Raw genomic sequence first — 14,041 nt, 5'->3', positions numbered from 1 at the left:
AACTTTTTATGAGTCTTTGTTTTTTCATTGGTAAAGATATGTTTCTTCTTTTAGGTCTTTTGTGTGCTATTGCATTTCATACTATTATTATTCCCTGGGGGCTTTGGAGTACTCCAAACATTTTATTTGTAGGCCTATATAGCTTTTTATTATACAAAAATTTTAAAGACACTATTTATTCCTTTATTAATAAATTGAAAAATAAATAGTTATATTATATATAAAAATTCAAATTCTAAAATTTATATATGCATGTACATTATTAGGTAACGCTTCTAATAATGTACATGCATAATGTTTTATGGCTAACTTAGATATCTATAGTTTTAATTCTAAATATAAAATAATAATACTTAAATAAAATTACTATAGCTATAAAAATCTTAATTGCAATTCCCTCTAATATTATTAAAGGGAACATCAGCATAAGGTCAGCAAATAACAATATGGATATCTTTTGTTTCTTGGTCATAGATCTAGAATTAACAAAAGTCTCTAAATGATTTTTATATAATCTGCTAGCCTTAAACCACCTGTCAAATTTTTCAGACCCCTTTACAAAACAAAAGGAGGCTAATAAAAGAAAAGGAGTAGTTGGCAATACTGGCATTATTATTCCTATAATCCCAAAGGCAAGTGAAAACATGCCAATGATAACATATATAAATTTTAACAGCGTATTCATGATATTCCCCCACAATATTAAGCTTACCCTTTTAAAATAACATAAATAACAATGATAATCAATAACACTATAAAGTCATAATTAAAAACTGTATTTATCAAGCAATTCTTCCGCTGATATCTTTAAATCCTCTAGGGTTCCATCATTCATAATAACTTCATGACATAAATTATTTATTATATTAGGAACCTCTATCTCTGTATTATGTTCAGCACTGCTATTTTTGACCATTTCTTCTCCATCTCTGCAAAGAAGCCTATTCTTCCTTACCTCTTTACTTATTTTAATTCCTACAATTAAATAATTTTTAGATTTCCAATACTCTAAATCTGTTAAGGTGCGTCCCCCTACCACTATTGATAATTCATCATTTCTTAATACGGATAGTTGTTCAAGTAATGCTTTGTTAAATTCTTCTCCCTCTAGATTACTATTGTCCCATCCATATTTCTTTTGGCCCTTTTCATATATGAGGGTTAATATGTAATCGCACATAATATTTATATCCATTTCTCTTATATTATCTGCAATAGTTTGTCCTATATATCTTTCTAGGCCTCTCCACTTAGGATTAACCTTAGATACCTTCATCATTTCTCTGCACAAAACGCTTATTTTATAAATCTTAGCCTTTTCTCTTAAAGCGCAGAATTGTTCTGCTAGGGCATCTTTCCCCGCCCCCATTTCTCCAAAAATAACTATACCATTATAAATTTTATCCATGCTCTTCCCCCTACTTCTTTATATGCTAAAATTTTGTTACACCTTTATAACTTTTACTATGGTGAAACAAATGCAACTACTGCTCCTAAATTCTACATAAGATTCTATCATAAATGAACTTAATAATCCACTTTCTATGCTGCTTTGACCTCATGCTTATTTGTAAACATATATAACATAGCCGTAAAAAAGAAGCCTTTTTAAAGCTTCCTCTGAGTTTTATTTATTCAAAATAACATCTTCTATAGAGTTTAGTATGCCTTCACCATCCATAAGCCCAAATTGCTTTTTATCAATTAACTTATAAGGAAGCCCCTCTTTTTCTAGATTAGCTTTTACCATAGGTTCCATATATCCAACCTGCGGAGCAATAAGGACTAAGTTAATATACTTCTTAAAAATATCCGCATTTCTTTCATCTAGAGCTGAAACCGGTGCATAGAGCACCAATAATTCATAATCTAAAGCCTTAAGCTGCTTTTCTTCACATCTAAGAAGCAATTCTACACTATCAAATTTAGCTTTTATTCCTCTGTTAATCGCCGCCTTAATTACCTTAGTACATAATAAACTAGAAGTCATCCCGCCAGCACAAGCTATTATAATAGTTTTCATCCAAATCTCTCCTTCTTATTATTGATTTTTAACCTTTTAACTAGTCCTTAGCATTTATAATAAAATAACCATATATTATAAATACTACCATATAATCTGATTTAAAAGATGTATTTAAATAAAATTTATAAAACTATTGACTTTTTCTTTCGTTGTAACTATAATAATTACAACAGGAGGAATTAACTATGAAAATAAGCAGCAGATTCAGCGTAGCGGTTCACACTCTATCCTTATTATCTATAGACAAAAATAACTTGTGCACTTCAGAATGGATTGCTGGCAGTGTAAACACTAATCCTGTAGTTATTCGCAGAGTTCTTGGACAATTAAAAAAAGCTGGTTTAGTTAATGTACGTGCTGGTGCTGGTGGCGCTTACCTTATGAAAAGTTTAGAGGATATTACTCTTCTTGATGTCTATAAGGCAGTAGAAGTAGTTGAAGAAAACCAACTATTTCAAATCCATGAAGCGCCTAATGTAAACTGTCCTGTAGGTGCCAATATTCAATGCGTACTAGAGACAGTATTATGTCGTGCTCAAAGCGCTATGGAGCAAATATTAAAAGAATCGACTATGAAGGATATAGTGGGTGATTTAATAAAAAAAATTGAATAGATATTATTCAATTTTTTTTACCTATAGATGTAACTAAATCAGTTACATCGTTATATTTTAAACATAATATATTTAAATAACTAAGTTTCATAATAATTTGTGTTAACTATATAAATAATAAGAGGAAGGATGATTTATAAATGAAAATAGTATTAATAGGTGCAAAGGGAATGATTGGTCAACGTATTTTAAGAGAGGCGTTAAAAAGAGGCCATGAAGTTACCGCAATAATCAGAGATTTATCTCAAGCTCCAGCTTATGATGAAAACTTAACATTGGTGCAAGGCGATGTTTTTGATGGAGAGTTATTAGCAAAAACTTTTGCTGAAAAGGATGCAGTGATAAGTGCTTTTGGTCCAAAACCCGGAAAAGAAAATGAATTGGTGGAGGCTACTAAAGCATTAATAAAAGGAGTTAAAAATGCCGGAATTCCTAGATTATTATCTATTGGTGGTGCCGCAAGTCTAGAAGTAGCACCTGGCGTAAAATTAATAGATACTCCAGAATTCCCTGATGCTTGGAAAGCTATTGCAACAGCTCATGCTGAAGCCCTAGAAATATACAGAAAAGAAACAGAAATAGATTGGACTAACTTAAGTCCCGCTGCCATGATAGCTCCTGGTGAAAGCACTGGTAAATACCGCACTGATAATGAAAGATTGGTTGTGGACGAACAAGGTCAAAGCAGAATTTCTGCTGAAGATTACGCCATTGCTATGATAGATGAATTAGAAAATCCAAAACATAGCCGTATGAGATTCACAGTAGCATATTAATATAAAAAAATTATAATTTGGAGGTTTTTACTATGATATCAAGTATATTTGTAGGGCACGGAGCTCCTACAATAATCTATGATGACAACCAATATACTAAACAATTAAAAAACTATTTTATAGAGAATAAAAAACCTAAATCTATACTTATAATCTCTGCTCATTATGAAAATGAAGAGGTTATATTAGGTGCCTCAGAGGAATTCAGTTTAATTTATGATTTTTACGGTTTCCCTAGAGAGCTTTATGAAGAAAAGCTACAAGTTAGAGGAGATAAAAACTTAGCCTATAAAGCTCAAAAACTATTAAGGGAAAGTCCCCTTACCTCTGCTTTAAAAACCAGCATTGATTTCAACAGAGGTTTAGATCATGGAAGCTGGTCTATATTAAAGCTTATGGATCCTGAGGGAACCATACCAGTGGTGCAAATGTCCATAAATTCAAATTTGCCCGAAAAGACTCAATTTGATATAGGTAGGTCTTTAGAAGCTTTAAAAGATGAGGATGTTCTTATTATTGGTAGTGGAGGCATGATTCATAATCTAAGAGCGGTAAATTTCTATTCGGATATTAACGAAAATATATCCTCTTGGGCCGCAGATTTCCATAAGTATATAGCAGAAGCTTTGAATAAGTACGATGTAGATAAAGTAGTAAATTACAAGGAAGCTCCTTACGGAAATATGGCAGTACCCACTCCTGATCACTATGTACCTTTGATTATTCTCATGGGTACAGGTTATACTAATAAAAACTCTGAGATTTCAGCTAGCTATTTTCAATTTTCTAATCTAAGCTTAGATCTCATTAAGTTCCATTAGTATCACAGAATTTCATAAATATTCATAACATTAAAATAATGCTAAAAATTAAAGGGTGTGAAAATTCCACACCCTTTAATTTGGAATTAGTAAAATATTATCTAATCATACGTTTTTTCGAATCTTTAAGCCTTAAATAAGTATCTATGTGCACTATGCCCACTATTGAAAAGGAAAATGCCAATCCTGCTAAAATTCCCTTTATTACCTCAGGTACAGCAAAAAAATAGTTAGTCACGGAAAATAGAAAAAATAACACCAGACCTATTTGCAACTCTTTTCTCATTTTATTTTCCTTCTTCATCTTCTCACCTCACTATATTTTATAAGAATAGTAAAATATCAATATTTTCCTTGTTACGAATAAGAAAAAACTACAGCCAACTAGGGAGTAGAATACTATTTCATTAAAATATCCAGCTATAATTGCTACAATCAAAATCGCAACAGCACATAGAAAAATAGTATATCCCCCAGACTTTTCTCTAATTGTCCTTTTTCTCTCATCATGTTCTGCATAATATAGCTTTTTCAATTCTTCTGGTTTCTGTAATGTAACAATATATCGCCCCATCAAATAAATAAACATGCTTTCAACAAGTGCAATAATTCCTAATTGAAAGCCTTGGTGAAATTCACTAAATGCGTCCGTATCTTGTGAGCTGAACACCCCATTCATTTTTAACAAACAGCCAACTAGAATTATGATGAAACAAAATATCATTATACATATCCTATACACTAAAGTCTTTTTGTATTTCTCCATATCAGACTTCCTCCACTTCTGAAAAATCAAACACTTCTTCGATTGTCAGACCAAAATAGTGTGCTATTTTGTAAGCAAGCACAAGAGAAGCTGTGTATTTACCAATCTCAATAGAAGTAATTGTTTGTCTTGTGGTTCCCACAGCTATTGCTAACTCCTCTTGTGACAGCTTGTATTTTTTTCTAAGCTCTCGTATCCTGGTTTGCAAATAATCGACCTCCAATTCAAAAATATAGCAAAGCTAGCTTTGCTATATTAGTATAGTATACTTTGCAATAAGTGTCGAGTATACTTTGCATATGTTGACGTTAATTTTTGCGAACATATGCCATAGATTTTTGAATTCTACGGCGTAGCGGACATGAAAAAAGGACATTGTCATGTAAAACAATATCCATTTTCACCGTGATATTCAGTTTTTCATACGCTGCCCAAAAACATAGATTTTATAGGGTTTTACAATGTTTTCTTATATCATCGTCGCTTTCCCAGGTATCTTTAAAAGCTATTTACTAATTATCTCAATGCCATTCTCTGTTACTAATATGGTATGTTCCCATTGAGAAGATAGAGAGCCATCTTCTGTGAATACTGTCCAATCATCATCTGCATCTATTACTATCTCATAGGAACCTTCATTTATCATAGGCTCTATGGTAAATACCATGCCAGGCACCAAAATCATACCTTGCCCTTTCTTGCCATAATGAGCTACAAAGGGCTCTTCATGAAATTCCAAACCGATACCGTGACCTCCAAAATCCCTTACTACGGAATAACCATGTTTTTTTGCATGCTCTTGTATAGCAGCGCCTATATCATCTAGAAATCCCCAAGGTTTTACAGCTGCTATCCCCTTATCTAAGCATTCCTTTGAAACCTCTACTAACTTCCTTGCTTCTTGGCTTACTTCACCAATCATGAACATTCTAGAAGCATCAGAATAGTAACCATTGAATATAGTAGATACATCCACATTTAAGATATCTCCACTTTTAAGAATTATATGCTCGCTAGGAATACCATGGCATACCTCATCGTTTATTGAAGTACATACGCTCTTAGGATATCCCTCAAAACCAAGGGTTGCTGGAATTGCTCCTTGTGCTATGGTATAGTCATGAACCAGTTTATCTATTTCTTCAGTGCTCATGCCTTCTTTTATATTTTGTGCTACTAGATCCAGTACAGCATTATTTATTTTTGCACTATTTTTTATACCTTCAATCTGCTCTTTGGTCTTGATTATGGATCTTGGCGGCACTTGAAAGCCTTGTGCTTCTAATCTTTTTAGTTTCTCATCAAATTCTATATGGCATTTTTTATATTTAATACCGCTGCCACACCAGCATAAATCATTTCTATTAAAATTCACTTTATCAACTCCTAAATTCATACCTTCTGCAATATATAGCTTGCAAATGTATATATATTATTTATTATTTTGTATCTATACTTTTAATTATACTATAGATACATACACTTTTAAAATATGCCTTAATTATCATAATAGTTACATTTTAGAGTTCCTCTTCCCCTGAGGATGAAGTCCTTGAAAATATCTGTGTGCTATCAAAATATTGGCCTCTAAGTATAGTTAATGACAATACAAGACTTAAAGCCTCTGAAACTGCTGTGGCTAGCCATATGCCTGTTTCCCCAAATATTGAACTCATCACAAATAAAGCAAAGGTAATAATAAATAACCCTCTAGATAAGGAAATCATAGTAGCATACTTTGGAATAGCTATGGAGGCAAAGAAGCCCGATATTAATATATTATATCCTACTAGCATAAAAGATATAGAAAATATCCTTAAAGCTTTAATAGAGTAATTAAAGAGTTCCATATTATCAGAACCATCCATAAAAATTCCTACTATGTATGGAGCAAATAAATTTATTATAATAAATATCAAAATAGATATGAGAGCTATGGTTTTAACACCCATACTAAATAAACTATTTACTTTTCTCTCATCCTCTTTTCCATAATAAAAACTGGTTAAAGGCTGCATCCCTTGTGTTATACCTATCATAGTCATCAGCACTAACAGATTTATATAGGAAATAATGCTATAGGTAACCACTCCTTTGTCTCCTATCTTGCTCAGTATTACTTGGTTAAACATGTATATAACTATACCAGAGGTTACCTCCGTAACTCCATCTGGCAATCCTATGGATAGTATCTCTCTAATAGTAGAAAGCTTAAATTTACACTTTACAAATTTCAGTCTTGATTTTTTCCTATTAAAATGTACTATATAAAGCAAGGTAGCCATAACTTGAGATATTCCTGTGGCATAAGCTGCACCTTTCACTCCCCATTGAAACTTCATAACGAAAAAATAATCCAGCACTACGTTCACTAAAGCAGAGCATACTACCCCTACTATAGCCAAATAAGGAAAACCATCTACCTTTGTAAGCACCTCTAAGCAATAGGAGGTTATAAAAAATCCATTAAATATAATTATTATTTTAAGATATTCCTTTACATACCCCATGGTATTCTCATTAGCGCCAAGAAAAATGGCTATTCTATCTAAATTCATCAAGGTTAATGTCATTATTACTAAAGCAACAACCACCATAGCAATAAAATTTGTAGTAAATATCTCATTAGCGCTCTGTTCTTCTTTCTTTCCCAATTTTATAGCAATTAAAGTTGAAGCTCCTGTGGCAAAAAATATGCCTGTAGCAAAAATAAGATTAATAAAGGGCATAGCTAAATTTACAGAGGCTATGGCTGTAGTACCTACCCCCCAGCTTACAAATATTCCATCTACCATTGTATAAAGGGAATATAACCACATAGCTGCTGCAGAAGGTAATAAATATTTTATAAACTTCTTTCTCAGGCTTTTTCTGTTTTCTTTTGTCAAATCCATCACAATCACCTCTTTAATAAAAGTATAAACCTTGGTATAATACTAAGGTCAACTCTTAGGCATCGTAAAAAATAACTAGTCAAGGATGCTAGTAGACTGACTAGTTATTTTTGGGGCGATACCTTATACAGATTATAATGAATATATTGGCTTTATTTCAAGGAGATGTAAATTTTATGAGAAGCTATTATAAAATAGGAGAGATTTCAAAAATCTATAACATAGGTAGAGATTCTTTAATGTATTATGAAGAGTTAGGTCTCTTAAGCCCCATAAGAGATTCTAATAACTATAGACTATATACTATGAAGGATATATGGAAGCTTAATTTGATTAAAGAGCTTCGTACCTTCGACTTTTCCATGGAAAAAATAAAGGAATATATAAATGATAGAACCATAATGAACACTATGGAAATGCTAAAGGAAGAAGCTGATCTTATAGATAAAAAAATTGAGGAGTTAGCTAAACTTAAAAGTAATATATTTAAAAGAATGGAGAATATCAATGAAGCCACTGAAGGCATTAAGTTAGATGAAATTAAGCTTATGCATTTAAAAGAAAGAAAAGCTCTTAAATTAAATGGAGAAATACGCAGAGATGAAGAGGTAGATTATCTCATTAAAAAGCTTCAAAAAAAACATGAAGATAAATTCTATCTTTTAGGCAACACCCAGGTAGGTGCTATATATGATTTAGAGAAATTGCATATGGGCGTATATAATGAGTATAAATCTGTATTCTCTCTATTAGATCCTAAGGGATCAGGCTACAACCTAGTTCTTAAAGAAGGTCTCTACATAAGTATTTCCTATAAAGGGCCTTACTCTTCTAATAAAAAATATATGGACAAACTCTTTGCTTTTATAAAAGATAATGGTTATGAAATTTTATCTGAGCCTATAGAAATATACAAGATAGACATTCATGAAACTAGTATTGTAGATGAATTTATCACTGAAATTCAGATTCTAGTGAAAACTTAATTTATTAAAAATCTATGTAAAGTAAAGTAAAACAAAAGAGGACAACCTTCAATTTAATTAAGGCATCCTCTTCTTTTATATATTATCATTTTAAGCTTCTCTTACATTATTTAAAGCCTTGCCATAAATCTTCTTTTCATTAGTAATACCTTCATATTCTTCATATCTATCTTCCATGGCTTCCTTAGCCTTTTTCATATAATATAATCCTGTAAAGGCAGATATTATATCTGATACCGGGTAAGCAATCCAAGCACCAACTAGTCCAAAGTTTTTTACCAAAATAAATACTATAGGTATAAAAATAAGTAACTGCCTATATATGGATAATACAAAGGATATCTTAGCTTCCTCAATGGATTGATAATAGTAAATTGCTATAAAATAAATGCCTACTATTGGGAAAATAGAAATAACAATTCTAAAAGCTTTCACTGCCTCAATTAAAATATCTTTTTCCTTTATAAATGTAGAAATTACAGGTCCAGCAAATACCATCATAAGCAACCATAATATTGTGGAGGTTATAGTCAATGCCTTTATTGATTTTTTTACTACTTCTTTCAACCTAGTAAAATTTTTAGCCCCATAATTGTAAGATACTATAGGCTGCATAGCTGATGTCATACCTATAACTGTAATATATAGGAACATCGATACCTTTGATATTACCCCTACTATTATTATAGCTAAATCTCCATTGGAACTTAATATATTATTTAATATGGCCGCTACCACCGCATCAGATATTTCAATGATAAAAGTTGAAAACCCTACAGCGATAATTGATAAGCTAAACTCTTTGTTAAGTCTCAATGTAAATGATATATTAAATTTATTCTTTATTTTTAAGAAATGATACAGAGCATAGAAAGCTGCAATAATTTGAGATACTACTGTAGCAATGGCAGCTCCTTTTATCCCTTGAGCGAAGTTAATTACTAAAATGTAATCCAAAATTATATTACCTATTGCTCCTATAGAGTTAGCAATAAGATTTGTTTTAGCATTTCCTAATGACGTCATAATATAACCTACAATTACAGTAAAACATTGAAATAAACTGCCCAATATAACAATGCTTATATACTCATTTGCAAAAGGAAATATATTATCCGTTGCACCTAAATGCTTAATTATAGAATCTTTAAATCTATATATAAAAACCGTAAGGGTAAAAATCCCTATAAGCATTAAAGTCAATGCATTCATAACTATATACTTTATTCTTCCAAGGCTACCTTCTCCTAAGCTTCTAGCTACAGCAGTAGAAGCACCTACTGCAATGAGTAACCCCACAGATATGATTAGTCTTTGAATGGGAAAAGCTATGGTTAGAGCTCCTACAGCAGTGGCTCCTATAGCCCTTCCTACAAATATGGTATCCACCATATTATACAGTTCCGCAACGAATAAGGATATTATAGCAGGTATGGCAAATTTCAATAATACCTTACTTACTTTTCCTTCTGAAAAGGCCTTACTTTCTTTAATGATAATGTTACTACTTAAAGCCATATTACTCACCTTTTCTCCTTTTCGTTATTTAGGCATCTCACAAAAATAACTAGTCAGTCTACTCGTCTATTTTTTACGATGCCTTATAGATATCTATGTAATTTTAAAATATATATAAAAATGCACATTTTTATTTTTCTATTTAGGTTTTTTTCCTATACTAATATTATATTGTACTTTTTTAATTATTACATTCACTTAAATACTGACTTTTAGGGACAATTATACGTAGTTTAGGATTTATATTTTTAAGCAATTAAACAAAAAAGCACCTTAATATCAGTGCTTTTGTACCTTATTTAATAAAATGAGAACTGCTCCATAGCCTTTAACTTTAGTAACGATGTTAAATACAGTACTCCTTTTAGCAAAGTTAAAAGATATTTTAGGGAAAGAAGTATTTCTCAATAGTTCTATTTCGGCTTCATTAAGGCGCTTTGGTTTGCCTAGTCTTACCCAAGAATCATAGGCTGAACCAATCCTTTCATTTATTTCATATTTTATTATCTCATAATCGCAAAAAAGATTGATTAAGTTTAGTGAAAATTTTCTTTCAGCAGTGTTTTTTATACCTCTTCCTTTTAACATGTTTTCAAAGGATATTAATTTATTTATATCTACTCCATAGCTATATAGCAATATTTGAATATCTTCTCCCTGCCTAGTTATAATATATCCTTCTCCCTTTTCTATTAAAACCTCTCCTAATCTGGATAATAGGTAATAAGCATAATAAGAAGGCTTTTTTATACCCATTTGATTTATTAGGGCATCATCCCCAATGAATACTTCATTAGTTATTTCAGCTTTTTCCTCAATACTATCAAAAGCCTTAAAAAATACACTTTTCCCCTCTAAATGATTCTGAATTATAAAGGGGATCATATAACAGGTGTCATAAATATAATCGTTTTGCGCCTCTTGAACTTTTTCTTCCATTAAATCAAAATAATCATTTATTCTATTTTCGATATATGCTCTGTCTTCCATAGGCAATTGCTTACTAATATTGAATCTCCATTTTCTTAGCTCATAATCTCCATATTCTTCTCTAAAATATTCAATAAAGCTATCTAAAATATTCTTTATATCTTCAACTTTTAAATTTTCCTCAATAATAATAATAGGCCTCAGGTTGATAGATATTATAAATTTTATAATTTCTTTGACTTGAAACCAATTATAAAACTTACCATTCCCTGGTACTATCCCCATTTCCTCTGAAAAAAGCTCCTGAAGCATAATATATTTAAAGCCTATATCCTTTTGAACATTTATAAGATACTGCTTTTGAGTTTCTTTTAATAGCTCCTTAGAGTGTTTTAAATTAATTATGTGATTATGTTCATGCTTAAAATCTTCTCCAGGCTTTACTGCATCTATATGAATCTTCATTATTCTTTCTTCATAATTATATCTATCATAATCCTCTAGATAATAAGAGATATAATTTAGCGCATTTTTAAGTTCGATTTCCCTAAAAACCTTTTGTGCTTCTAAGGTATTTTCATCTAATTTATACTTTTTTCTATATTGCAAAGGAGTACACTTATGATGAATTTTAAAGTGTTTATTAAAATATCTAATATGGGAAAAACCTAGTTCTTCAGAGATTTCTGAAATAGTTTTATCTGTATCAAGAAGTAGTTTTATAGATTCTTCTACTCTTGTAAGATTCAAAAAATCTTTAAAACTATATCCAATCATATTTTTAATCTCATGAGATAGATAATTTGAACTTAAAAATTCTTTTTTGGCAATATCCTGAAGCATTATTTTATTTTTATAGTTATTATATATATACCTTACTATCCTATCATATCTTTCAAACTGTTCTTCATTTTCCTTTAAATCCTCTTTTTCATATATTAGCTGATGAAAATTATTTATCAAATGATACAATAATTCTACTAAAGCTTCCTCAACATAGTCCTCGTAATCATCACCCTTTTGAATTATTTCACAAGCTATAACTGAAATAAGCCTTCTCAGTATCTGATACTTTTCATCTTCCTGGGCTCCTATATCTGTTGAATTGGTATAAAAAAACACATCCTTGATGCCATTAAAATACTTTTCAAAGAAGTTAGGATCTATGTGCAGCATAAGAACCTCATTATCCTTATCTAAAGCTTTAATACTATGAGCCTCATCAGAATTTATGATTTCTATCTCTCCTTGTTCTATTTCAAACTTTCCTGTTTCAATAAAGGCCCATATGGTTCCTTTTAAAACAAAAATAATCTCTATGGAATCGTGCCAGTGAATTGGATACTCTTCTATATTTACTAAAGAAATCTTCATAGGAAGTTCTGTCATATAGTTTATATATTCTTTTCTCATGGAACCACTCCTCTTCAACAAATTTCTCCTATGCAATATATTATACTATATTTTCAAAATAACTTTTCATGTATATCTAGAAGAAGTTAAGTCTCAACAAAAAAACCTTCAGCCTATTAAAAAACTGAAGGTTAGTTATATCTCTAATTTGTTACATCTACTACCCTTTCTTTTTTCCATCTTACCACAGTAATTGCAGTAATCAAAATTATTGCAATTAAAAAACATAAAGGTACTATCATCTTAGGTAAAGCTATACTAACAAAATATATTATGAGCTTTTCTATAATTAAGTTAAAGGTAACAATAGCTATAGGAAGTTGAATTCCTATTAGAGCTATGTAGTTATTTACTACACTAGAGACAAACATTGAAATAAGTGTAAATATGAATACTAAAATATATATTAGAATTACTGTAAGTATTATATACTGGATAAATGTAAGGTCATACCAAAAAATTATCCTAGAGTTTAAAAAAGAATTTATGTTACTGTTAAAAAACATATTTACTTTATTATGATGATAGAGCATAAAGAAAATCATTAACTGTAGGGTGTTTATTATGAAGGTTCCTATAAGTCCTGCATATATTTTGCTTTTAAACATTTTTCTTCCTCGTCTACATGTATATTGAATATGTTTCACCTTATTTTTACTATCCCTTAAATATATAGGAGATATCATAAACATAACACTTAATAGTATGGTCATTATTAATCCTTTAATTAAATTATTATAGTTTTCAAGAACTATATAAGGCATTATAGAGGTTTGCTCATTTTTGCTATAAACATCTTCTATTCTAAATTTTGCTTCAGATGTAGTCCCTCTATATTGCCTTAATAAATCCTCTTTTTTGCTTTCGTAGCTTTGAATCATCCATTTTGTCGTTGGTAATTCCCAAAATAAGTCTATAGATTCTTTAAAAACTGTATAATCACGCAAGTCACTCTGACTCTTTATTTTCCTATCAATATTTTTAAACTGTTCATAGTTTTTTATGTCAGCTTTAATAAATCTCTCCTCTGATTGAATATATTCATCCGCTTCTCTTATTTTTTCTTCATATTTAATCTTAAAATCCTTGAACTCCTCTTCGTCCACGTATTCTCCATAATTTTTCTTCATTTCCACTGAAATTCTATAAATATCTGTCTCTGGTCTGCCATTGGGAAAATATTTAATCCAAAATTCAATAAATAAAAAGTACATCAATAAATTAATTACTATAAGCATAAGTACCATTTTTAAATTAAATATCTTCTTTATTTCATTAACAATAATACTCATATGTC

Annotated in this window: 15 protein-coding genes; 4 read left to right on the top strand and 11 right to left on the bottom strand. The window is 30.5% G+C overall.

Annotated elements, in window-relative coordinates; translation table 11 throughout:
• Nucleotides 1-310 precede the first annotated feature (310 nt).
• The 3 genes from BN2665_RS23520 to BN2665_RS23510 all read right to left on the bottom strand — a co-directional run bounded on the left by BN2665_RS23520 (nucleotide 311) and on the right by BN2665_RS23510 (nucleotide 2,023).
• Complete coding sequence (locus BN2665_RS23520; RefSeq protein WP_055669525.1) at nucleotides 311-685, bottom strand: YbaN family protein; 375 nt, start codon at nucleotides 683-685, stop codon at nucleotides 311-313.
• An 81-nt stretch (nucleotides 686-766) separates the two neighbouring features.
• Entirely contained in the window at nucleotides 767-1,408 is a 642-nt protein-coding gene (locus BN2665_RS23515) for a hypothetical protein (RefSeq protein ID WP_055669524.1), read from the bottom strand.
• Between the two features lie 219 nt (nucleotides 1,409-1,627).
• Nucleotides 1,628-2,023 carry a PTS sugar transporter subunit IIB gene (locus tag BN2665_RS23510; protein ID WP_055669523.1) on the bottom strand — a complete coding sequence of 132 codons (396 nt, stop codon included), beginning with the start codon at nucleotides 2,021-2,023 and terminating at the stop codon, nucleotides 1,628-1,630.
• 188 nt (nucleotides 2,024-2,211) lie between these two features.
• Between BN2665_RS23510 and BN2665_RS23505 the strand changes: the two genes are divergently transcribed.
• From BN2665_RS23505 to BN2665_RS23495, 3 genes are all read left to right on the top strand, one after another.
• Nucleotides 2,212-2,640, top strand: coding sequence for an Rrf2 family transcriptional regulator (locus BN2665_RS23505; protein ID WP_055669522.1), 429 nt, complete (start codon nucleotides 2,212-2,214; stop codon nucleotides 2,638-2,640).
• Nucleotides 2,641-2,780: 140 nt separating this feature from the next.
• Entirely contained in the window at nucleotides 2,781-3,416 is a 636-nt protein-coding gene (locus tag BN2665_RS23500; RefSeq protein ID WP_055669521.1) for an NAD(P)-dependent oxidoreductase, read from the top strand.
• A 32-nt stretch (nucleotides 3,417-3,448) separates the two neighbouring features.
• On the top strand, nucleotides 3,449-4,237 hold the full coding sequence (locus tag BN2665_RS23495) for a DODA-type extradiol aromatic ring-opening family dioxygenase (protein ID WP_055669520.1): 789 nt from the start codon (nucleotides 3,449-3,451) through the stop codon (nucleotides 4,235-4,237).
• Between the two features lie 97 nt (nucleotides 4,238-4,334).
• Here BN2665_RS23495 and BN2665_RS23490 read toward each other — a convergent pair whose 3' ends face one another.
• From BN2665_RS23490 to BN2665_RS23470, 5 genes are all read right to left on the bottom strand, one after another.
• The gene (locus tag BN2665_RS23490; RefSeq protein WP_055669519.1) at nucleotides 4,335-4,541 is read right to left on the bottom strand and encodes a hypothetical protein; all 207 of its coding nucleotides are present in this window, start codon (nucleotides 4,539-4,541) and stop codon (nucleotides 4,335-4,337) included.
• Nucleotides 4,542-4,553: 12 nt separating this feature from the next.
• Nucleotides 4,554-5,003, bottom strand: coding sequence for a hypothetical protein (locus BN2665_RS23485; protein ID WP_055669518.1), 450 nt, complete (start codon nucleotides 5,001-5,003; stop codon nucleotides 4,554-4,556).
• Nucleotide 5,004: 1 nt separating this feature from the next.
• Nucleotides 5,005-5,211 (bottom strand): helix-turn-helix transcriptional regulator, encoded by a 207-nt coding sequence (locus BN2665_RS23480; protein WP_055669517.1) that lies wholly within the window; start codon nucleotides 5,209-5,211, stop codon nucleotides 5,005-5,007.
• A 297-nt stretch (nucleotides 5,212-5,508) separates the two neighbouring features.
• Nucleotides 5,509-6,378, bottom strand: a complete 870-nt coding sequence (locus BN2665_RS23475; RefSeq protein WP_154675019.1) for a methionyl aminopeptidase — start codon at nucleotides 6,376-6,378, stop codon at nucleotides 5,509-5,511.
• 145 nt (nucleotides 6,379-6,523) lie between these two features.
• Complete coding sequence (locus tag BN2665_RS23470; protein ID WP_055669515.1) at nucleotides 6,524-7,897, bottom strand: MATE family efflux transporter; 1,374 nt, start codon at nucleotides 7,895-7,897, stop codon at nucleotides 6,524-6,526.
• 176 nt (nucleotides 7,898-8,073) lie between these two features.
• Between BN2665_RS23470 and BN2665_RS23465 the strand changes: the two genes are divergently transcribed.
• On the top strand, nucleotides 8,074-8,883 hold the full coding sequence (locus BN2665_RS23465; RefSeq protein ID WP_055669514.1) for a MerR family transcriptional regulator: 810 nt from the start codon (nucleotides 8,074-8,076) through the stop codon (nucleotides 8,881-8,883).
• Between the two features lie 90 nt (nucleotides 8,884-8,973).
• On the opposite strand, the gene BN2665_RS23460 is transcribed toward BN2665_RS23465, so the two are convergent.
• From BN2665_RS23460 to BN2665_RS23450, 3 genes are all read right to left on the bottom strand, one after another.
• Nucleotides 8,974-10,401 (bottom strand): MATE family efflux transporter, encoded by a 1,428-nt coding sequence (locus tag BN2665_RS23460; RefSeq protein WP_074042392.1) that lies wholly within the window; start codon nucleotides 10,399-10,401, stop codon nucleotides 8,974-8,976.
• 279 nt (nucleotides 10,402-10,680) lie between these two features.
• Nucleotides 10,681-12,744, bottom strand: a complete 2,064-nt coding sequence (locus BN2665_RS23455) for a helix-turn-helix domain-containing protein (RefSeq protein ID WP_055669513.1) — start codon at nucleotides 12,742-12,744, stop codon at nucleotides 10,681-10,683.
• Between the two features lie 143 nt (nucleotides 12,745-12,887).
• Nucleotides 12,888-14,036, bottom strand: coding sequence for a hypothetical protein (locus tag BN2665_RS23450; RefSeq protein ID WP_055669512.1), 1,149 nt, complete (start codon nucleotides 14,034-14,036; stop codon nucleotides 12,888-12,890).
• Nucleotides 14,037-14,041: the final 5 nt, after the last annotated feature.

It is taken from the genome of Desnuesiella massiliensis (assembly GCF_001403615.1).
Lineage (GTDB): Bacteria > Bacillota > Clostridia > Clostridiales > Clostridiaceae > Desnuesiella > Desnuesiella massiliensis.
Note: the sequence above shows the minus strand (reverse complement) of the source record. Positions and strands in the feature narration are given on the sequence as shown.

Coding starts and splice junctions, on each gene's coding strand:
- BN2665_RS23520 (WP_055669525.1), bottom strand. CDS start 685: ATGAATACGCTGTTAAAATTTATATATGTTATCATTGGCATGTTTTCA.
- BN2665_RS23515 (WP_055669524.1), bottom strand. CDS start 1,408: ATGGATAAAATTTATAATGGTATAGTTATTTTTGGAGAAATGGGGGCG.
- BN2665_RS23510 (WP_055669523.1), bottom strand. CDS start 2,023: ATGAAAACTATTATAATAGCTTGTGCTGGCGGGATGACTTCTAGTTTA.
- BN2665_RS23505 (WP_055669522.1), top strand. CDS start 2,212: ATGAAAATAAGCAGCAGATTCAGCGTAGCGGTTCACACTCTATCCTTA.
- BN2665_RS23500 (WP_055669521.1), top strand. CDS start 2,781: ATGAAAATAGTATTAATAGGTGCAAAGGGAATGATTGGTCAACGTATT.
- BN2665_RS23495 (WP_055669520.1), top strand. CDS start 3,449: ATGATATCAAGTATATTTGTAGGGCACGGAGCTCCTACAATAATCTAT.
- BN2665_RS23490 (WP_055669519.1), bottom strand. CDS start 4,541: ATGAAGAAGGAAAATAAAATGAGAAAAGAGTTGCAAATAGGTCTGGTG.
- BN2665_RS23485 (WP_055669518.1), bottom strand. CDS start 5,003: ATGGAGAAATACAAAAAGACTTTAGTGTATAGGATATGTATAATGATA.
- BN2665_RS23470 (WP_055669515.1), bottom strand. CDS start 7,897: ATGGATTTGACAAAAGAAAACAGAAAAAGCCTGAGAAAGAAGTTTATA.
- BN2665_RS23465 (WP_055669514.1), top strand. CDS start 8,074: ATGAGAAGCTATTATAAAATAGGAGAGATTTCAAAAATCTATAACATA.
- BN2665_RS23460 (WP_074042392.1), bottom strand. CDS start 10,401: ATGGCTTTAAGTAGTAACATTATCATTAAAGAAAGTAAGGCCTTTTCA.
- BN2665_RS23455 (WP_055669513.1), bottom strand. CDS start 12,744: ATGAGAAAAGAATATATAAACTATATGACAGAACTTCCTATGAAGATT.
- BN2665_RS23450 (WP_055669512.1), bottom strand. CDS start 14,036: ATGAGTATTATTGTTAATGAAATAAAGAAGATATTTAATTTAAAAATG.